Genomic DNA, 20,578 nt, shown 5'->3' on the forward strand with positions numbered 1-20,578 from the left:
AAGAAGATCTGACTGACGGTCATTTGCCAATCAGATCTTTTGTACTAAAATGGTTTCCCCTTTACCATTCCGCTACAGAACCGTCTTTATGACGCCATACTGGATTACGCCAATTATGGCCGATATCAGCCATTTTTCTAACATGGTCTTCGTTAATCTCAATACCTAAACCAGGTCCATCAGGAATTTTCACGAAGCCTTCTTCGTATTTAAATACGTGGTTATCAACAATATAATCTAGTAAATCACTGCCTTGGTTGTAATGAATGCCTAAGCTTTGCTCTTGAATAAATGCGTTGTGACACGTTGCATCTACTTGAAGACACGCAGCTAATGCAATTGGTCCTAACGGGCAATGAGGTGCAGCCGCTACATCAAAGGCTTCAGCCATTGAAATAATTTTCTTACATTCTGTAATTCCTCCTGCATGTGATAAATCAGGCTGAATAATATCGACGTATCCGTCCGTTAAGAGCTTTTTAAACTCCCATTTTGAAAACATTCTTTCTCCTGTAGCGATAGGAATGGATACGTGATTGGCAATTTCTCTTAACGCCTCATTGTTTTCCGGCAAAACCGGCTCCTCGATAAACATTGGGCGATAGACCTCTAGTTCTTTAGCTAAAATCTTTGCCATTGGCTTATGTACACGTCCGTGAAAATCAATACCTATTCCTACATAAGGTCCCACTGCTTCTCTGACAGCAGCAATACGTTCTACTACTTGATCAATTTTTTCATATGAATCCACATATTGAAGCTCTTCTGTTCCATTCATTTTTACTGCTGTAAATCCTTGTGAAACAACTTCTCTTGCTGCTTCACCTACATCTGAAGGCCGGTCTCCTCCAATCCAAGAATATACTTTAATAGATTCTCTTGCTTTTCCGCCTAACAGTTGATGTACAGGAGCATCGTAATATTTTCCTTTGATGTCCCACAGAGCTTGGTCAATCCCTGATATGGCACTCATTAAAATAGGTCCGCCTCGATAGAAGCCGCCTCGGTACATAACGTTCCAATGATCTTCAATATTTAATGGATCTTTGCCAATAAGATACTCCATCAGCTCATCTACTGCAGCTTTAACGGTAGAGGCTCTTCCTTCGATAACAGGTTCTCCCCATCCAACAATTCCTTCGTCTGTTTCTATTTTTAAAAATAACCAGCGTGGCGGCACTTGGAACAATTCATAATTAGTAATTTTCATGTACTTTTTCCCCTTTCGTTATACGATTTACTGCGGCTACGTATGCTTTAGCCTTTTGTGTTAACTCCTGCAGGTATGCATGAGTAATTTCACGTTTTGTATCAACTAAAGAACTTCCAATACCAAACCCTACAGCACCTGCTTCTTCAAATTCTTGAATATTGTCTAAGCTCACTCCTCCTGTTGGAAGAAGTGGAATATGGGGAAGCGGCCCTCGAATATCTTTAATATAGCTAGCACCCAGCCTAGCAGGAAATACTTTTATAATATCTCCCCCATTTTCATATGCCGTTAGAATTTCAGTAGGTGAAAAAGCCCCTGGAATACTCACCGCACCGTATCTTTTCGTTAGTTTAATCGTTTCCGTGTTAACAGTTGGAGAAAGGATAAACTTTGCTCCTGCTAAAATAGCTGAACGTGCTGTTTCAGGATCAAGCACTGTACCTGCTCCTACTAACACTTGATCACCCAGCTCTGTAGAAACCTCTTTAATGGCTGAAAGTGCGTCCGGCGAATTTAGAGTAATTTCTATATTTTTTACACCGCCGTCATTAAGCGCAGAAGCAATTTTCACTACATCCTGCGGTTTGGCTCCTCTAATAATCGCAACGATTTTATGCTCTAGTAAATGTGATAAACTATCCGTCATTGGTAAGCCCCTTTCTTTTATCGTATAACGTCTTCTTTTGTAATCGCATTCATAAATTCGTAAAGCTCTTTTTTATCCGGCAAGCCTTCAATGTCACCCTCTACGGTTACGACCATAGCTCCTATAGCACACCCTCTTCTGACCGATTCTTTTAAAGAGGATTTATCTATTAGTCCCGATAGTATCCCCGCGGCGAACCCATCACCAGCTCCTACTGGATCTATCACTCTAGCAACTTTAAAACCTTCTACGTAAGCGGATTCATTTTTAGTTGAATAATAAGCTCCTTCTTCACCTAGCTTAATAACAACTAGTTCTGCACCTAATTGATGAAACGCTGATGCAATATCTTCAGGATTATCCTTCTCAAATAAAAACTGACCTTCATTCATTCCTGGTAAGACAATATCCGCATATGTAGCCATTTTAATGAGTGTTTGGCGCGCAGCTGATTCATCCCAAAGCGTCTTTCGCAAATTTGGATCAAACACTATTTTCACACCATTTTTTTTAGCAGCTTTCATCGCTTGAAAAATAGCTTCGTGGCAGGAATCGCTCAGCGCAGGTGTAATTCCTGTCACATATAAGTATTTTGCAGAAGAGATATACTCTTCATTCATATCACGCGGATTCATAAAGCTTGCTGCTGAACCTTGTCTGTAATAAAACACTTTACTATTCATTTCATTTGTTTTTTGTTTTAAAAACAGACCTGTAGGAGCATTATCATCAAATATTACATGTCTTACATCTATTCCTTCTCCTTTAATACTTGAAAGAATCCGCTCTCCTAGCTCGTCTTTGCCTAATCGGCTAAACCATCCCGTTTGATAACCTAGTTTTGAAAGGGCAATTAACGTATTACTTTCTGCCCCTGCAATTTTCGAAGAAAAATCTTTAGCATATCTCATTTTTCCATTCGAGTGTGGGGTAAACAGAATCATTGTTTCCCCCATGCTTATCACATCCATCTTACCCCTCTTTTCATTTATCTCTTTGCCTCTTCATATCCAGCGATAAAAGATATATTAGCTGACGTTTGAAGCAGCCTTTCTACTATAAAGTCCTTATGTTTCAGCATTCTTTCCTTAGGGCCAGCTACGCTAATAGCAGCTTGAATGCTTCCCTTTGCTCCAAATACAGGTGCAGCAAGGCAAAATAACCCTTCCTCATTTTCTTCATCATCAATTGCATAGCCCATTTGAATAAAAGAATCTAGATTGTCATTAAGCACTTTTTTATCTGTGATTGTATAATCCGTAATAGGCAGTAGCTCTATATGTTCAAGCAGCTGCTCTCGCTGATCTTTAGGAAGAAAAGCTAAAAAGGTTTTTCCTAACCCTGTACAATAGAGCGGCTTACGGTTACCAGGCTGAGCTGTTGTTCTGATAGAACGGTTATTGTCAATCTTAACGACATAGACTAATTCCCCATCTGACAACAAAGCCATAAATACAGTTTCCTGAACATCCTCCATCAGTTTCTTTAAATGCGGCTTTCCTTCAGAAGATATATCCAATGATTCCATAGCCGCTGTTCCAATTTGAATTAGCTTTGGCCCTAGCTTGTACCTCTTTAATGAGTCCTGATTTAAATATCCTTCATTGTGAAGTGTTCCCACAAGGTTAAACGTACTGCTTTGCGGAAGCGAAAGTAAATCACTAACCTCTTTTACTGTTAATCCCTCAGGGTGTTGAGCAATCAATTCAAATACCCTTAATACACGTTCTGCTGATTTTACTGACATGAAGAAATCCTTTCTGAATCACATATGTGATTTTAAATTTTATATATGATTTACTGTTTTAAATATTATCATAGACCGATCATTAATTCAANGCTCCACAAATGTATTACCTCTCTTGCTCAATCATACTATTTCAAGATAAAAACTTCTGTTTAAGATTTTTTCTTCTCTCAATCTTATACCGAACAAAAACAAGTTAAATATAGTTTAACACATAGGGATATTGATAGCAAATAATTGCTTTTTTCCATTTAACCGTTATAATCATACTTGTATACGGACTAAATTAAACAGTAAGAAAGAAGTGCCACTATGAGAAAGTTAAAACCCTCTTTTCAAAACCTAGTCAATGAAAACAGACATAAAATACTAGAAGATAAAAAGGTCATGGAAAAGATTGAAGAAAAAATTGAAGCTCGCCAGGAGCAGGCTATAAAGATGAAAATGAAATAAGAGTAGAATAAAAACATCCTATCTAAACGGATGTTTTTTTGTATTGTGCTGCTGTTGCATTTCTAGGTAAATGGCTTTTTACAGGATATTTCATCTGCTATGTCGAATCTAGCAAGTCATAAGAAAGGGGCTGTTAATATGAATTCAAAAGAACAAAAGAGGTTGGCAACTACTAGAGAACAAATGGAGAATGCTAAAGAACAAACTGATTTATCTTCTGAATTAGAACAGGACTTAGAGAACTTAGGATTGCAACGACGAATGAAACAATTAGAGTTAGAAAGCAAGTACCTAAAAAACCAGAACGATGAACTACTTTAATTCACAGCACCCGTTCAGGGGTGCTTTTTCAACATTTTAGTACTTTTGCCTCAGAACCACCTATCTATGATTAAGACTTTCTCCCAGAGCAAACAAATAAAAAAGATGGTTTACTCTCTTTTTATCTAATTCAGTTCTATCTATGTATGTATGTTTTATGATGAGATTCCATTAATCGCTATTTACTTTAAATCAACATGTTTCATTTCCAAAATAAATTTTTGATGGTCCAGATTACTTGATCTACAAAAGTTAATTCACGCTTATATCTCTTCCATTCCTTCTCATAGTTAACCTCAATATAACATCCAAAGAAAAGAGCTAATCGTCTAGTTGAAATATCTTTATAATGGCTTCTTTATGCATCTTCATAAATTATAGTATTAAGACACAACAAAATTTGACAAAATAAAAAACTTAACCTTATTCTATACTTAAAGATAAACTCAAGGAGTTGAGTTATAGCATAAATGGATAACATGCAGCGCTTTATAGAATTAGTTTTACAGTTTGAACAATCCTTAAATAGAAAGCTAACTAATCAAGAAAAGGAATTCCTGATGTGGGTTGTAAAAAAGGAAAAACAGATAGAAGCGTAATTCTGAATTAATTACTCCTATCTGTTTTAGTAATGAAGGGTAGAGCCCTTCTTTTCAATTCTTCTTCGAGAATAAGAATGTTTGATCATTTAATTTCTCCTGTACCTGTACAAACCCTCCCGTAACAAGTAGCTTTAAATGTGTTGTATTATTTTCTATCCCAAAAGCTTTACATAATTCATATTGAATTTTCACACATCCCAATTTGTCTAATTCCCTTACAATACCTGTTCTTTTTATTTTATCTGAATTAAAACCTTTGTTCCACTCGGCAATTGATCGACTTGATAAGATATCAAAGAACCTGCGCTCCGATTATCAGCAGGCTTACCATACTCAATTTCTGCACCTGTTCCTCCTTCATCACAAAATGTCATTGAAAATTCATCTCTATCATAACCTTACTTAGTAGGAAGCCTCTTTAAAGATTGGCTTCTGTTCTCTTCTGCCCCATAAGGATTAATTGTACAAATAGCTGACTTACCTTTATTAATGGTATGTTCAATATGTGCTGCAGTTTTAGAGTATTTATCAGTCGGAAAATAAATCACTTTATCTATCATAGGATGTGTTACTCTCTTGTGATGAAGAGAATAAATCCTTTAAGTCAATGTTTTCTACGTCAGTCACATAAGCTAAAATCAACAAAATAAAAATAATCCAGTATATGATTTTTTTCAATCTTCTCAACTCCTTCACTAAAACAGTATTATGAGAAACGCTCAGAATTGCAATGAATGGACAATGACCCGCGAAATAAAGGATATTTTCTTCTGGTAGCTTCTCAGTAACAACACTTCAACACTTATGCACCAGAATCCCCTTAACTATGTATAGTTAATTTATGATTAAGGTTGTCCAATATAGATAGTCCCAAAAAGTACACCTTTTAGACCGTGAAAAAATGACTTGAAAAACAGCTATCCCATTCGAAAAAGTATACTTTTTCGAATGGGATAGCTCATTAATGTCTATAATTTTTGTATTTTCTTGTAATTTTTTGATATCTTTTGTAGAAACCGTTTTCATTCTATCTTATATTGCTCATAATATTTTTTATTGGCTCTATCTTTTTATTATAGACCTACTAAATTTCCTAGAAACTGAAAAATTGCGATGAGGTGAGAAAAAGCTATGTCAATGGTAATCAATTCAGTAGGTCAAATAAAGGACTTACGAAAGTGTATTGCAAAAAAAAGGAAAGAATTAATTGATCTAGGTAATAATTATGGACTTTTAGATAAAAAAACAATTAAGTGTAGTCAAGATTTGGACAAGCTTATAAATTTGCATATGAAATCTTATTCTAGTTCAACTAACATGTTTTTAGATTACGGAGGAGATCTACCTAGAACGAGACACTCGTATGGTAATCGTAAAGGTAGTGATTTTAAATATGAGGTAAAAGCCGTTGAGCTTGCAAGAAGTAATATTCGTTTTTGTTCTGCCCAGTTGATTGCTCATTCAAATCTAGCAACATTTGGAGTATGTACTGCTTTAGTTCTAGTTGGTAATGGAACTAAAGCAGGTTTTGTTACCCTTCAAAATTTACGAAAGTTAACAACTCATTCGTGAAAATCTATCTTTTCTAACGCTTTAAACTAAATGTATAAATACTTAAAAAACATCGGATTAGAAAAAACTGATGTTTTTTTAAGCACTTTAAAATTAGAAACTGATACTAATTTAACTTTTCCTAATGAATCTTATTCCTTGATTTCATATGTACCATTGTTATATAACCACAAAACAGTATAATTTTTTTCTTTGAATATGACGTTACAACCAACCTTCATTAATTATCCTACCAAGCGCAAGGTTTTCTAAATAATTCTTTAAGGATACTGATTCATCAGTTTCCTTTTTTATTTTGAGAAAACAGGGAATCTTTTAAGACTCGTCGTATTCATATAGATAAAGAGGTGGTTGAATTGAAACAATTAATTATCAATAATGTTGAATTTAACGTTGAAAATTTCGAAGAAAAAACAATTACACATTCCACTACAGGTGAGCAGCTAAAAAAGATTGGTTTTGCGTTTTCGATTATAGGAAAAAAAGATTATAACTTATATGACTTATTTTTCGAGAGCCCCGATTTTGAACTTACTATTGTTGATACAAATGAGAAACTTAAAATGAAAAATATTTCACACAGTACTTTTTATCAAGCAGCAGAGATAACAGATGACACAAAAATCGTATTTAGAATTAAGTTACAACAAGAACCAGCCAAAGAAAAAGAACTTACAAAAGATCAGAAGTTGATGGTTAATGCCGTAAATGAGGTTGTTTTATCTAGAGTAAGATTTAAAGCTTTAGAAGAAATACTAGAAGAAAAAGGATTAATCAAAGGTGATGAATTATTTGATAAGATTGAAAAAGTAGCTAAAAGAGATTTTGACAAGTTAAAGAAAGAATTACTTTAGGGTAAAGAAGAAATAAATACGTAAAAGTACTCCTATTTTATCAAGGTACTTATTTATTTTTCCATAAAGATCATTTTCGTATATTATTTCCGAGAAATAGATTTTATAGGTAGCTAAAACCTCCAATCTATTAATATAAATTGGAGGTTTTATGAGAGATACATTTACAAAGTTCTTACACCCTCTACAGCTAACATATACATTGTTAAAGATTGAGCCTCTTTAGTCATCCATTCGCGATATTCTTTTTCCGCCGTTATATATTCTATTTCAGTAATATACCCATCCCTTTCCATTTGAATTCCTCTACTTGAAGCAGTATCTGCCCATATCCCAATATTTGTATTAAAATTAGAATCTGTTCGGTTAGATACCTCGTGTTGAGGGGTTATAATGATGTCTTGAATACCAATTTCCCGAAACATATTAGTAAGGTCATCAGCAATTGCATTATTCATACCTGCGTCAGAACGCCATTTCAAATATGTAGAATAGAAAGAAGTCATACTTGAAGGAGGGGCCGGTTCCCATGATATCTTTTTATGATTATAGTCTACGACCAAAATACGACCACCAATTTTGGCAGCAGATTTCATCATTTGCAATGCTTTCAAAGGGTCGGACAGCCATATTAACACCCTAGCACAGGTAACAATATCAAATTCTCCTTCATAGGTAAGATTAAAGATATCACCTGTTTCAAAAGTTAATCCTGGAGTTTTACCATGATTTTGACGAGCTTTTTCGATTAGATTGGGATTGCTATCGATTCCTACGACCCACCCCTTTGGACCTAATGATTCTGCTATTCCACGTGTAATTGCTCCTGTTCCACACCCTAAATCAAGAACCTTCATACCTTCCTTAAGTATACTTACAAGCCTTTTATGGGAGTATGTTAGTGACCGGGAATCTAATACGTTTGTTAACTTCCCTGCTAATTCAGCCCGATTGCGGGCAATATTCCCTTCCATATGGTAGACCTCCTAATTAATAAATCCCTACTTTTTCTTAAAGGCGACAATTCGAATTCGTTTATATTCAGCTACCCATATACCATCTTTATATAGATTGGTATTTATTTTATTTTTCCACTTAGAAACTCAGGAAAAATCATCTGCAAAACTATCTAACCAATAATTTAATCCCTTTTCTCCTTCTGTTAACGATGTAAGTCGACCGAAGTAATTACCCAAACAAACTAAGCACATTCCCTTAAATATTACCTTTTATCTATTCAATCGGAAGTAAAGTATCAACCACAATACTGTTTACAGCATTGATATACGCAAATGCACTTGCTTTCATAATATCCGTATCTGTTGCTTTGGCAACATACTTTTCTCCTCTGTATTCCACTTGAATCTTCACTTTCCCTAATGCTTCCTTACCTCTTGATACACTGCTAATATTATATTCAATCAATTTAATATCTAAATCACTAATTTCTGTAATAGCAGAATACAAAGCATCAATCGGGCCAGACCCGATTGCACTGTTTTTCAATATTTGATCGCCCTTTTTAATCTTCACACTTGCAGACGGGAAATTTGTATTACTAATCACTTGCAAGTCCATTAGTTCATAAAAGTGATCGCTATAATGCGTCATATCCTGATTATGAATATCATTTTTTGCACAATAGTTCTCAACGATGACATATAAATCATGATTATATACTTCCTTTTTTGCATCTGCCAATTCAAGAAAACCTTCAAATACCCCTTCAAATTGTATATTAGTCATCTCATTAAAACCTAATGACTCAAGCGCGTTTTTCACCGCATGACGTCCAGAACGGGCGGTTAAAACAAGTTCCATATCATCTAAACCAACTTCAATTGGACTAATGATTTCGTAAGCATCTCTTGCTTTTAATAAACCGTCTTGGTGTATACCTGAAGAATGAGCAAAAGCATTATCACCTGTAATGGCTTTATTTACTTGTACTTCAAGTCCCATTAAACTACTTACCAACCTAGATGTATTCATGATTTCTTTTGTATTAATATTTGTGTACGCGTTATAAACTGATGAACGCGTATTAATTGCCATAACAACCTCTTCTAGTGCAGCATTACCTGCACGTTCACCAATGCCATTTATCGTACATTCAACCTTATCTGCCCCATTTTTTATTGCAGCTAACGTATTCGCTGTTGCCATACCAAGATCATTATGACAATGGACACTTAAAAGCACTTTATCATTCAAATTTTTCAAGCGATCATTTATTTTAAAGATTAGTTCACCAAACTCTTCCGGCTCGGCATAGCCAACTGTATCGGGTACATTAATAATGGTAGCCCCTGCCTTTACAACGGCTTCAATCGTTGCCCATAAATATTCAAAATCGGAGCGAGACGCATCCTCCGTTGAATATTGTACATCTGGTAAAAATGTTTTTGCATATTTTACTGCATCAACGCCGAGATCTAAAATTTGACTTTTCGATTTCCCAAACTTCTTTTCCACATGAATGTCTGAAGCGCCTAAAACTATATGGATTAACGGTTTTTTAGCATATTTCACACTATTATAAACAGCTTCAATATCAGCCTTTACTGCTCTTGCTAACGCTGTGATGATCATGTCTTCTGTATTTCCTATTTTCATAGCAATTTCTTTCACAGCATTAAAATCACCAGCTGAAGACGAGGGAAAACCAGCTTCAATAATATCAACTTTCATCTTCTTTAGTTGCTGCGCTACTTCTAGTTTTTCATACAGATTCAGCTTAGCCCCTGGAACTTGCTCGCCATCTCTTAAAGTCGTATCAAACATCCAAATTTTTCTCGTCATTTCAGAAACACTCCTTTGTCATATTAATGTATAAAAAAAGCCCCGCCTCTATAAAAATATAGAGACGAGGCGTTGCTCGCGGTACCACTCTAATTGATTAATCATTACATAATTAACCCACTCATTTTCGGCAGCTATCACCACCTATCTTCATAACGGTAGAAAACCGACATCCCCTACTTATAATGTTCAGGGAGTAGCTCTTGGATGAGTTCAAAGGTAATAACTACCGATTCTCACCAACCACCGGCTCTCTGACAAGTTTATATATCCTTCTAATATTTCCAATCTTTGCTTATTATTATTTGATTACATGCAATATTATATCTATCTAATCGATTTGTCAACAAAATTTTTTGAATATAAAATTTATTGGGAATATAAAAAATATCTCTTTTGCAAGTTATTAATTTGCACATAAACATCCACTATTCTTGAGTAATGTTTAAAGTATTTTCTTAAAAAGATTTTTGTATATTACTTATATTGGAAAAAATATAGTGTTTGTCTACATGGAGTAAAATCAGTAACACTACTTTTAATAAAATACGTTTAGTTTTACTTAATAATATGACGAAAAGTAAACTAAACATAATCAGCTTTTTTAAAGGGGGAAGAAAGTCGATATTAAAAATCAACAATTCCTAGAGACTATTGATTATTTTCTTTCCTCAATTTTAAGTACGCATACGCACTCAACATGATAGCTACCATCCCTATACAAGTAAGAGGAAATAGAATTGTGTTGATGAAATAATCATAAAACCAAGTATACAAAAAAACACCTCCCATAGTTTAAAATCACATTAATAAACATTAGCTTAGAAGGATTCAACGGATTGTAAGAGTTATTTCATCATAAGAAAAATCAGGAAAATGAACCTTTTATCCTCTCTGTTTCTTTCTATTTTTCAAAAAAGCAACAAGAAGTAGCAGAAGAGGAATAATCGCAGAGAGGGGAATATACAAAACAAACATCTCTATCCCCAATCCTTCATGGAGGTGTTCTTGAAAATTGCTAGAAATCGTCATTGACATAAATAGAATCATAAGCCCTATAGGATATGAAAGTCGTGAAGGTGATTTAATCTTAAATAAGTTGGCCATTCCTATGACAGCCGCATAAAGCAACACACTTATCTTAAAGAAGCCACCGGTAACTAAAGCAATCATAAAAAACACATCAAGACGTTCTAAAAAGTCAGCTACTTGGATGCTTTGTATGGTGCTAAGAAGAGGAAATTGGGAACGTTCAGTCAAATCAACCCCAAGTACACTAATGTTAATCAGCATGGCAATAGTCAAGTTGATGCCAGCTAATCCTGATGCACATAACATGGTCACTTTGGCTTTCTTTGGGTTTTTTAAATACGGTAAAATCATTGTAAACACAATTGCTTCACTAAAAGGAAAATACAAGATTTGAGTAAAAACAACTTTCAAGGGTGGGAATATCCCTTCTTCAAGTACTGGTTGTAAGTTCGTAATATCGATTAACCCCGAACATACAATCAGAATAAAGCCAGTAATGGCTAGGATATACATGATTATAAAAAAGATTTCTCCTGATCGGGCTATTACTTCGATACCTTTGCGAACTGTGTAAATAATAACAAGAATCAATAAAGCATTGGCAATGAACAAAGGGGTATCAGAATAGGCAAAGGTTAACAGCATCTCGCCGATATCACGTAGAACCCTTGCTACATTATAAATAAAATAAAAGATATAAAGAAAGGCCAGTACGCTTCCTATGGATTTACCTAAAATTTTTTGCATGTACTCTGTAGGTAAAATATCTGGATAGTACGAGTAAAGTTTATTATAGACTAGAAACAGAACAAAACTAAATACTGTTCCGAGCAGAATTGCAAACCAAGCATCCTGTTTTGCGTCCATGGCAATAGGTAACAATAGAGTAGTACCCAGCTCAAACAAAACCATTAAGATAAAAAGCTGACTGGCACTAATTTTAGCTTTCTCCATTCAATCCGCCTTCCTTTTCAACTGTATTTAAGGAAATATTTTATTTTTTTGGATTAGCCTTTACTGTTTTCACCACTTCCGATTTTTCGAACGTTATGTAATAGATACTAGATTTACTTTAAGGTTAACTCTAGGCTAAAAGTATTCTTTCCACGGGTAAGAACTTTACTGGGGAATTTAACAGAGATGACAATATTCCATATGAAAATTAGCTAGTTAAAGGTATTTTCCCCATGCTTCTTCCTATTTTTAAAGAAAGCTACAAGAAGAAGTAAAGGAGGAACAATTCCAATTAGAGGGATGTGGATAGTAAGCATTGCCACCTTCAGTCCTTCATGGTTATGTTCTTGAACATTACTCGCAATGGTAATGGACAAAAAGAGAATGATGAGCCCTAAAGGATACGATAACCGTGAAGGTGATTTAACCTTGAACAGACTAGCAGTTCCTACGACAGCTGCATAAAATAGTACACAGATTTTAAAGAAGATAGTGATGATTAAGGCAAGCATAAAAAATACATCAAGCCGTTCTAAAAAATTAGCTACTTGGATGCTCTCCACTGTGCTAAGAAGTGGATACTGTGAACGTGCAGTTAAATCAACTCCCAACACACAAACATTAATGAGCATTGTAATAATTAAATTGATTCCACTTAATCCACTTGCACATAGCATGGTCACCTTTGCTTTCTTAGGATTATTTAAATACGGTAAAATCATGGTAAATACAATGACTTCTGTAAATGGAAAATACAAAGTTTGAGTAAATACCACTTTTAGGACAGGAAATAAACCTTCTTCCAAAATAGGTTGTAAATTTTTAATCTCGATTAATCCAGAAGATACAATTAAAATAAAACCAGCAACCGCAAGGACATACATAAAAATAAAAAGCAGTTCTCCGGATCGAGCTATGACCTCAATTCCTTTTCTAATGGTATAAATAATGACAAGCATTAACAATGCATTCGCGATGAATAAAGGGGTATCAGCATAGGCAAAAGTTAACAACATCTCACCAAAATCCCGTAGAACTCTTGAGGCATCATACATAAAGTAAAGAATGTAAACAAAGGCTAGTACGGTTCCAAGTACTTTGCCTAGAATCCTTTGCATATATTCTGTAGGCAAAAGGTTGGGATAATAGGTATAAAGCTTATGATAGACTAATAAGAGAATGAAACTGCATACCATTCCAAGCAGAATCGCAAGCCACGCATCTTGTTTGGCATCTATTGCAAGTGGTACCAGTAAAGCACTCCCCAGTTCAAACAGGACCATTAAAATAAAGAGCTGACTAGCACTAATTTTAGCTTTCTCCATTCACTGGCACCTCCTTTTTTTACTTTTGATTCTCTTTTACCCCTGAAAGAAACGATTTATTTCGTAAGCCAGCTCGACGTATATAGGCTTCCACTTTAATATCTACATCTAACTTGGGAAAGTACACATCGTTCCATTCCTTTTTTAATTTCTTAAATTGATTTGGCCTAGTACGATGAACTACTTCACCAAATCCCAAAATATCCGTTTTGTTTTTTTGTGCACGTTCAATAGCTACCCTTAGCTCTTTTTTAATTTCTTTCCTCAAGGATTGTTCGAACTTTGTAATAACCTTCGGATTGGTGATATCAACAGGTACCTCCATGTCACCGATATCTCCTTCAACACGTGTATAAACAGAAATATGTGGTTTCCCATTCTTCACTTGGGCTGATACACTTGTTTTTTGTCGTACGGTTTGATAAGCAATAGCTTCTTTCTTTCCTGCCCAATCAATATTAATATTCGTTCCTTGAATTTTATTAAGAATCCATACCGTTCCTCTGGCTGGTTTTCCATACAGCCAATCCACTAGCTTTCCCTGTTTTAAGACGGCAATTCCGGAAGCACGAAGCGTTGCTGCAGGTGCACTTTCCTGAAGGTTATCCAGCTTTTGTGCTTGCTGAGAATTCCCAACTAGACGGAATCCTGATACGACAGCTCCTCTTCCAGGAGATTCAATGCTCTTCATCACTTCTTGGAGTGATGTTTTTACGTTCTCTCCCCATTTTCTTTCTGTAAATTCTAAGGTTTTTAGCACCTTATTAGCTGGAATCTTATCAACTGGGGTTAATGTTTTAACAAGGTCAGCTGCGGTCGAGTTTTTCGCAATCACAAGAGTGGAAGTATTTCGAAATTCTGGATCCCGATCTAAAGCATCGATTAACGTATTAAGCCCTTCTTTTCTGGCCAGTCTTTCTCCAACTACGACTAAGTTTGTATGAGCATAATACAATCGTCGAGAGATTCTGCCTGAAGCCCGTCTACTTGCTTCTACTATATTATCTCCAGAAGCCGAATAGATGGTAACAGGAGGACTTTGACTGCCTCCCCCTCCTTGCATACCTCCTGCCACGTTTCCTGGATTGATAATCTGAAGTGTTATGTGAAATCTTCCATCTTTCGTTTCATCGATACCCATGGCTGCGACAATAGCAAGGTCAGTTAACTCTTTTTTACTCCAACAACTCGTGAGCAAGATGGTTATCGTTATCATCACCAAAAGAAAAAATCCCTTACGCTTCATTGTTGTCACCTTCTTCAAGGTCCCGGTTCACCATTCCCCGAGATGCAGGAGGGTGTGGGTATTGATTTGCTCCCTCTCGAACCGTGTTAGCAGTAATTAATCGCGGTCTTTGTCTCAGTGTCCACCACGGTAATCTTATAACGGTATCTCCATTGTTTACAGGGATGAAGGGAGCAAATGGAGCCATATAAGGTACCCCAAACGAACGTAAACTGCATAAATGTACAACCATCATTAAAAGGCATAAAATGATGCCATAGAAACCAAATGTTGCTGCGCCAATCATAAACAAAAACCGAATTAAGCGAGCTGAAATCGCCATATCAAAAGAAGGTGTGGCAAAACTGGCAATGGCTGTGATCGATACAATGATAACCATTGCTGGTGACACAATACTTGCTTGAACGGCTGCTTGACCAATTACAAGGGCCCCGACAATGGATACGGCTGAACCAATAGCTTTAGGTAAGCGTATCCCTGCTTCTCGTAAAATTTCAAAGGTTAGTTCCATGAGAAGAGCTTCCACAAATGCTGGAAAGGGAACAGTTTCCCTTTGTGCCGCAATGGCCACAATAAGCGTTGTTGGCACCATTTCCTGGTGGAAGGTTGTAACAGCGACATAGGTAGCTGGCGCAATAAGCGAAATCATAAACATAAAAATACGCAAAAGCCGAATCGAGGTTGCAATGTCAAAACGCGCATAATAATCTTCAGCTGATTGGAAGAATTGCATGAACACAGCAGGTGCAATCAGTACAAAGGGCGTTCCATCCACAAATATAGCAATCCGCCCTTCTAGTAGGTTTCCTGCTACAACGTCAGGTCTTTCCGTGTTGTACATAGTTGGAAAAGGGGTGAATGTTTGATCCTCTATTAGTTGTTCAATATAACCTGATTCCAAAATGCTATCAATATCAATTCGCTTCAATCGCTGACGAATCTCTTTAACGACTTTATCATTGGCAATGCCATGTATGTACATAAATGTCACATCTGTCTTTGTTACGCGTCCCACTTTTAAAGACTCCATCCATAAATCAGGGGTTTTAATGATGCGGCGTACCATAGCTGTATTGGTCCCAAGAGACTCGGTAAAGGCACCTTTTGGTCCTCGCACCACCATTTGAGTAGTAGATTCCGCGATGGAACGTTTGTCTCCCCCTTTAGTGCTAGCACTCAGTGCTTGATCTACTCCATCCACTAATATAAGAGTATCTCCTGCCATTAAAGATGCAAACAGATCATCCAAGTTAGTGACAAAAGATATGTTTCCAATTGTCATTATATCTTTAGAAAGCAGGTCTATCGCATTGTACTGATTTAATTCTTCTTTATGATCATCCTTCATCATAGATTGCAGTAAAAACTCTTGAATCGACTGATTGTCTACAATTCCTTCTACATAGACAATTGCTGTTTTTATGTCGGAATCCCCTCCCATTTTTATCTCACGAATAACGACATCTGAACTATTTCCGGTTTTCTGCTTAATCATATTAAGGTTGTCTGATAATGAAACTTGTATCCGTTCTATTTGATGATCAGGAGTTTGATTCTCTTCACCCTGTGATCGTTTCTTTTTTGGTTTGCGATCTTTAAAAAACGAAGGCATAGATCTAAGCACCCTTCTTTAAATTTTTATTAATTTAACCATATAGAAACTTTTTATGTAAAAATTAACAATAAATATTTATGTATCATCATAGAAGAAAAAGAAAAACCTATTAAATGGAGCGTGATTGATATGAAAATCATAGGTATTAGCCTTTTAATGATGGGATGCTTAATGGGCTTTTCGTTAGGTATTGATATTCTTCAAGGATTTGATGTTTCTCAGGCGTTGTATAACGCCGTGAGTCCTTTTCGAGTAATGGAAGTTGCTGAATTATTTGTGCTCTTTTTTCTTCTTTTTCTTTTTTTTGCTGAATCCTTATATCTTTTTATGAAGAAGAAAAAGAAAAGCAAGTAACTACATACATATAAATCGCTATTTTTTAAATAGGAGATAAAAATAATAGGAATGTAGTTCACAGGTTATTCATTTCAATCGTTTTTTTCATTAATCAAGATTCATATAAAATAATTCAGCATCTCCATTCTTTAGCTGTTTTTTTATCCATTCCCTTACGTTATTCATTCTGGAATCAAACGCCATTTGAAAAAGACCTGTTAACTGAAAATCAGTGAAATCATTTCCTTTTAATTGGAGAAAAGCCTCCTCATAAGAAGAAAAATGAAGCTGTTTAAATAAAAAATGATCCATAGCCTCTCGAATATATTCTTCGTTTTTCCAACAATTCATAGGAACATGAGCAAATTGCCAAGGCCTAAAAATACCGGGATAAATTGCTTCAACTATTTGAAAAGGAGAATAGCCTAAAAGGGTAAAGGCACCACCTAAACCATGCTGTCTAAAAAAATGGAAATTAACCTTAAAAGGTATTTCTTTCATAGGGAGCTCTAACTTCTCCTCTATTACGTATTTTACTGCTTCAATAGCTCTTGTCTTACCTTCTTCTCCATTCCAATATTTATTAGGCGCTTGTGGGAATTGCCAAGGTTTAAATTTTCCTGGATAGGCATTATCAATAACTTCGTAATAATTCCATCCATATAGCATAGCAGGTGGCCTTAGACGATGGGACCATAATGTATTTGCGCCAACTTGAGAAGGGATTTCATCAATGGGAATTGTTAAGTGTTTCTCAAGGAGATAACGTGTCATATAACACATGTATTTCTTTCCTTCACTTCCTACAAAGAAATAATTTGGAAATCGCTTTCTCCTCTTATCTAGAACATCTTGATAAATTTCTATGACTTGTTCTTTATTCACTATCGAAAGCCCCTTTTAAGAAAGTAATTTTTTATTATTATGTATAATAATGGGATTTATATACAAGTGGAGCTAAATCTGTATAAGGTACATAATAAAAAGACAAAAAAGCTACTAAAAAATGAACTACAACTCAATTGTTAGATAAAAACTAATAATTTTGGTTGGAGATTATTCTTTTTTCTTAGCGAGTTGTTCTTTATCTTGTGTTCGAGGTGGTTGTTTAAGCCATTTATGATGGATCATAATATCAGCTCCATCTTTCGCATATCGACCGATCTCAATTGATAGCCTTTCATGAGTGACAACGAGATCACTTCGTTAACTTGCAGCTGCTGCAGTTGCGTAGTTACCTGTTCCTGCTGCGCTCAAAAAATTTATTTGAAACATCGCTAGTCGATCCGAGAAGATAGATGTCGTTAAGTCACTAATCGCAATATCATGGGGAACCGGTAGCTGAATATGATTTTCTAGAAGTGCTTTTCCAAATATCTGCGCATGTTTTTCCGAGATTTCAGTCCCCCTTCACATCCAATTTTGAATCTTTTCTCTTTGAGATGTTTGAGCAAAACTAAGAGCTAGCTTACTGCCACTGATATGGGTTTGGATGTTCATATATAAATGCGATATTTCAATGGCATCCAAAGGAGGATCTTTACTAAAAAATGAAAAGCTACTAAGATAGCTTTTGCTGTCTACAGTATCCGGTTGGGTGGGGTAAGAAATATAAGAGGCTTGAACAAATAACCCTTTCGAAAGAGCGATATCTGAACTTTCATCTGGTATCTATCTTACTATCAGTTTTCAAGGGTGTGCACCTTGGGAAATATTTACATAAAAAAGAACCCTTTGCCTATATAGGCAAAGGGTTTTTAAATTTATCGGAATAGGGGGAATACATTATTAGTCTGGCCAGATTTGTAGATTCATATACTTTTAAAAATATATGTTTTAATCGACCCTATTTTTCCGAAAAAATATTTATCAGTGTTTTTTAATTCGTTAAGTAAATACTTAAAGTATTTAAATTATCATTAAGGTTTTACTATTTATAGTTACTCAGGACAAATATGAACTAATAGTCGTTGCATCGATTGTTGCAGTGTACCTAGCTATAAAAACAATATTTTAAAAGAGGTGATGTTCCCTCCATAGTAGACAAATAAAAGAAAGCAACCTATTCTCCCTACGATGGAGGGGAGTTTTTATGGTGTCTTAGATCTAGATAAAAAAATGTCCTTGGATTTAAGGTAATGATTCATAAAGATTAAGTTATTCCTCATAGTAGTATTCATGACAATTCTCATTAAATTAATGGTTGTATCAATCAATTATTTGACCTCCTCTCTATATATTTTTGTAGTTGTTCCAAAAGACAACGAATCTCCATACATGTGTATAGAGGTAAAATAATATACTTGAGCAAGATTAAATGAACTGTTTTCTCTTTTTTATATAATTTAGTACGACCTTACGTTCATCTTCAAATAACATGTTTAAATGATTAATTTTAGATATCGGTTGCCAGCAATATGAGTCTACGATCTGAACTTTCTTCTCTCCAGCTAATACTTTAACTTCAAAATAGGTCATGAGAACTTCAACATTATAGATAGTTGTCCTATTCTCTTGTATCTTTTTTACTATCTCTACTTGATAACCCGTTTGATTCCACATTTCTCGGACACAACAATCTTCAAGCCTTTCATAGTCTTCAATAGCACCAGAAGGAACAGACCAACGCTTTGGTGTGTTGGGTTTCTCTTGGGAGACCATTAATAATTCATCTTTATTATTTAAGCAAATTATTGCAAAACCACTGCACTTACTCACTGAGATCTCCCCTTAGAAAAACATTGTAGGCATACAGGTGTTTCTAATAAATAGAACTTAATCAAACTGGATTTTAATCTTAAACAAGTTCTTTAAAAAATGTTAGAGCGAGAGCTTAAACATAGGTAATCACTTTATTTGGTAAGTGTAACTTTAAATACCACTTCTGTGTTATCCGTTACTTCAGCTCCTTGATAAAATGTACTATGCGAAACACTATGAGTTATAAATATTTCACTCGTTTCCGGGATCACAACAGTATAATGAGTATTCTCAAAAAAGTTATCATATAATTGATAATCTTGTTTACCTAAAACAGAAAATGAAAACTTAATTTGATCTCTTCCCTTAGTCATTTTTCCATTATTAATAATTCTTTTTTCAAGTCCCACTTCTTCTTTGCTGGCTGTAGACGTAGTAAGGTATTTTACATCAAATACAACATCATTAATGACTAATTCTTTCACTATTAAGTCCTCCTTCTCTACTTGTTTCCTCTCCTTAATTCGCCAAAGATTAACAGGTCACCTCTTTTCTACTGTATAACATATATCTTTCCAGAACCCATCTAAAAAAGCACCCTGAAAGAATACTTAAAAGTTAGCCTGTAAATCTTCAATTTTTTTCTTGAGTTTTTGGCTTTCTTCCTCTAACTCGATGATTCTATCTTGGAGTTCTTTATTATCCCAGTTACTTTCCAACTCTTCAGATAACTTCATTCGCTTTTTATGGATTTCAATTCGTTTTTTAGCCATCTCTTCTACTTCTTTATTTAATAGTATCAATTTCTAATGGCTTGTTATTAAATGTTAGATCCTAATTAATTCCGATTAGGAAAGTTGGAGGAATCGTGAGTGCTAAGAAAAGAAGATAGTAGGCTTGATCAGGAATGGATAAGTCTTATGAAAGAAGCTTATCCATTAGGTCTCTCAATTGTAGAAGTAAAAGAATTTATATACTCAAATCAAAAAGGACCCGTTTCTAAATGACTCAGGCCTTTTTTTGCGCTTATAAAGTGCTCTATGTTAACTAAGTTTGTAGACTTTATACAGCTTAAAAAGGGAAAAAACCACCATCGGGAAAGAGGTGGTTTTTTCCAGTCGTTAAAATATAGATGTTCAGTTGATGCTCTATTGCATCTT

20 protein-coding genes, 1 pseudogene and 1 other annotated feature are annotated in these 20,578 nt (G+C 35.2%); of the genes and pseudogenes, 6 read left to right on the forward strand and 15 right to left on the reverse strand.

What is annotated here, in order from left to right; all coding sequences use genetic code 11:
- Positions 1–61: 61 nt before the first annotated feature.
- From dgoD to ACFX4W_RS13965, 4 genes are read right to left on the reverse strand one after another with little or no spacing between them, the layout of a single operon-like run.
- Positions 62–1,210, reverse strand: coding sequence for a galactonate dehydratase (gene dgoD / locus ACFX4W_RS13950; protein WP_028409932.1), 1,149 nt, complete (start codon positions 1,208–1,210; stop codon positions 62–64).
- On the reverse strand, positions 1,197–1,859 hold the full coding sequence (locus ACFX4W_RS13955; RefSeq protein ID WP_043980959.1) for a bifunctional 4-hydroxy-2-oxoglutarate aldolase/2-dehydro-3-deoxy-phosphogluconate aldolase: 663 nt from the start codon (positions 1,857–1,859) through the stop codon (positions 1,197–1,199). The genes dgoD and ACFX4W_RS13955 overlap by 14 nt, the downstream gene beginning before the upstream one ends.
- Before the next feature lie 17 nt (positions 1,860–1,876).
- A complete protein-coding gene (locus ACFX4W_RS13960; RefSeq protein WP_043980957.1) occupies positions 1,877–2,830 on the reverse strand; it encodes a sugar kinase in 954 nt (317 codons plus the stop codon).
- A gap of 17 nt (positions 2,831–2,847) precedes the next feature.
- On the reverse strand, positions 2,848–3,606 hold the full coding sequence (locus tag ACFX4W_RS13965) for an IclR family transcriptional regulator (protein WP_043980955.1): 759 nt from the start codon (positions 3,604–3,606) through the stop codon (positions 2,848–2,850).
- A gap of 312 nt (positions 3,607–3,918) precedes the next feature.
- Here ACFX4W_RS13965 and ACFX4W_RS13970 point away from each other — a divergent pair, with 312 nt between their 5' ends.
- The 4 genes from ACFX4W_RS13970 to ACFX4W_RS13985 all read left to right on the forward strand — a co-directional run bounded on the left by ACFX4W_RS13970 (position 3,919) and on the right by ACFX4W_RS13985 (position 7,408).
- On the forward strand, positions 3,919–4,059 hold the full coding sequence (locus tag ACFX4W_RS13970; RefSeq protein WP_080781676.1) for an FbpB family small basic protein: 141 nt from the start codon (positions 3,919–3,921) through the stop codon (positions 4,057–4,059).
- Positions 4,060–4,197: 138 nt separating this feature from the next.
- Complete coding sequence (locus tag ACFX4W_RS13975) at positions 4,198–4,380, forward strand: hypothetical protein (protein WP_025751379.1); 183 nt, start codon at positions 4,198–4,200, stop codon at positions 4,378–4,380.
- A gap of 1,733 nt (positions 4,381–6,113) precedes the next feature.
- A complete protein-coding gene (locus ACFX4W_RS13980; RefSeq protein ID WP_025751378.1) occupies positions 6,114–6,554 on the forward strand; it encodes an aspartyl-phosphate phosphatase Spo0E family protein in 441 nt (146 codons plus the stop codon).
- A 356-nt stretch (positions 6,555–6,910) separates the two neighbouring features.
- Positions 6,911–7,408: a hypothetical protein gene (locus tag ACFX4W_RS13985; protein ID WP_035335339.1), complete on the forward strand. Its 498-nt coding sequence runs from the start codon at positions 6,911–6,913 to the stop codon at positions 7,406–7,408.
- Positions 7,409–7,572: 164 nt separating this feature from the next.
- Here ACFX4W_RS13985 and ACFX4W_RS13990 read toward each other — a convergent pair whose 3' ends face one another.
- The 6 genes from ACFX4W_RS13990 to ACFX4W_RS14015 all read right to left on the reverse strand — a co-directional run bounded on the left by ACFX4W_RS13990 (position 7,573) and on the right by ACFX4W_RS14015 (position 16,379).
- On the reverse strand, positions 7,573–8,382 hold the full coding sequence (locus ACFX4W_RS13990) for a class I SAM-dependent methyltransferase (RefSeq protein ID WP_043981733.1): 810 nt from the start codon (positions 8,380–8,382) through the stop codon (positions 7,573–7,575).
- Between the two features lie 259 nt (positions 8,383–8,641).
- Positions 8,642–10,210 (reverse strand): 2-isopropylmalate synthase, encoded by a 1,569-nt coding sequence (locus ACFX4W_RS13995; protein ID WP_377559582.1) that lies wholly within the window; start codon positions 10,208–10,210, stop codon positions 8,642–8,644.
- A gap of 57 nt (positions 10,211–10,267) precedes the next feature.
- Positions 10,268–10,511: a binding site (T-box leader), on the reverse strand.
- A gap of 584 nt (positions 10,512–11,095) precedes the next feature.
- Positions 11,096–12,196 (reverse strand): GerAB/ArcD/ProY family transporter, encoded by a 1,101-nt coding sequence (locus ACFX4W_RS14000; RefSeq protein WP_043981735.1) that lies wholly within the window; start codon positions 12,194–12,196, stop codon positions 11,096–11,098.
- Between the two features lie 212 nt (positions 12,197–12,408).
- On the reverse strand, positions 12,409–13,521 hold the full coding sequence (locus ACFX4W_RS14005) for a GerAB/ArcD/ProY family transporter (RefSeq protein ID WP_043981736.1): 1,113 nt from the start codon (positions 13,519–13,521) through the stop codon (positions 12,409–12,411).
- A gap of 19 nt (positions 13,522–13,540) precedes the next feature.
- Complete coding sequence (locus ACFX4W_RS14010) at positions 13,541–14,767, reverse strand: Ger(x)C family spore germination protein (protein ID WP_043981737.1); 1,227 nt, start codon at positions 14,765–14,767, stop codon at positions 13,541–13,543.
- Complete coding sequence (locus ACFX4W_RS14015) at positions 14,757–16,379, reverse strand: spore germination protein (RefSeq protein WP_377559585.1); 1,623 nt, start codon at positions 16,377–16,379, stop codon at positions 14,757–14,759. Before ACFX4W_RS14015 ends, ACFX4W_RS14010 begins: the two co-directional genes overlap by 11 nt.
- A gap of 132 nt (positions 16,380–16,511) precedes the next feature.
- On the opposite strand from ACFX4W_RS14015, the gene ACFX4W_RS14020 reads away from it, so the two are divergent.
- Complete coding sequence (locus ACFX4W_RS14020) at positions 16,512–16,736, forward strand: YczF family membrane protein (protein ID WP_043981739.1); 225 nt, start codon at positions 16,512–16,514, stop codon at positions 16,734–16,736.
- Positions 16,737–16,826: 90 nt separating this feature from the next.
- Here the strand turns inward: ACFX4W_RS14020 and ACFX4W_RS14025 are convergent, their stop codons facing one another.
- The 5 genes and pseudogenes from ACFX4W_RS14025 to ACFX4W_RS14045 all read right to left on the reverse strand — a co-directional run bounded on the left by ACFX4W_RS14025 (position 16,827) and on the right by ACFX4W_RS14045 (position 20,191).
- Entirely contained in the window at positions 16,827–17,603 is a 777-nt protein-coding gene (locus tag ACFX4W_RS14025) for a DUF4046 domain-containing protein (RefSeq protein ID WP_043981740.1), read from the reverse strand.
- Between the two features lie 171 nt (positions 17,604–17,774).
- Positions 17,775–18,116, reverse strand: a pseudogene (locus ACFX4W_RS14030) (DUF3231 family protein).
- A gap of 915 nt (positions 18,117–19,031) precedes the next feature.
- Complete coding sequence (locus tag ACFX4W_RS14035) at positions 19,032–19,436, reverse strand: NUDIX hydrolase (protein ID WP_043981741.1); 405 nt, start codon at positions 19,434–19,436, stop codon at positions 19,032–19,034.
- Positions 19,437–19,570: 134 nt separating this feature from the next.
- Positions 19,571–19,903, reverse strand: a complete 333-nt coding sequence (locus ACFX4W_RS14040; protein ID WP_052500342.1) for a hypothetical protein — start codon at positions 19,901–19,903, stop codon at positions 19,571–19,573.
- Between the two features lie 126 nt (positions 19,904–20,029).
- The gene (locus ACFX4W_RS14045) at positions 20,030–20,191 is read right to left on the reverse strand and encodes a hypothetical protein (protein ID WP_157842269.1); all 162 of its coding nucleotides are present in this window, start codon (positions 20,189–20,191) and stop codon (positions 20,030–20,032) included.
- Positions 20,192–20,290: 99 nt separating this feature from the next.
- Here ACFX4W_RS14045 and ACFX4W_RS14050 point away from each other — a divergent pair, with 99 nt between their 5' ends.
- A complete protein-coding gene (locus ACFX4W_RS14050) occupies positions 20,291–20,425 on the forward strand; it encodes an anti-repressor SinI family protein (protein WP_116733225.1) in 135 nt (44 codons plus the stop codon).
- The last annotated feature ends 153 nt before the right edge of the window (positions 20,426–20,578 follow it).

It is taken from the genome of Priestia sp. YIM B13489 (assembly GCF_042787645.1).
Classification (GTDB): Bacteria; Bacillota; Bacilli; order Bacillales; family Bacillaceae_H; genus Priestia; species Priestia megaterium.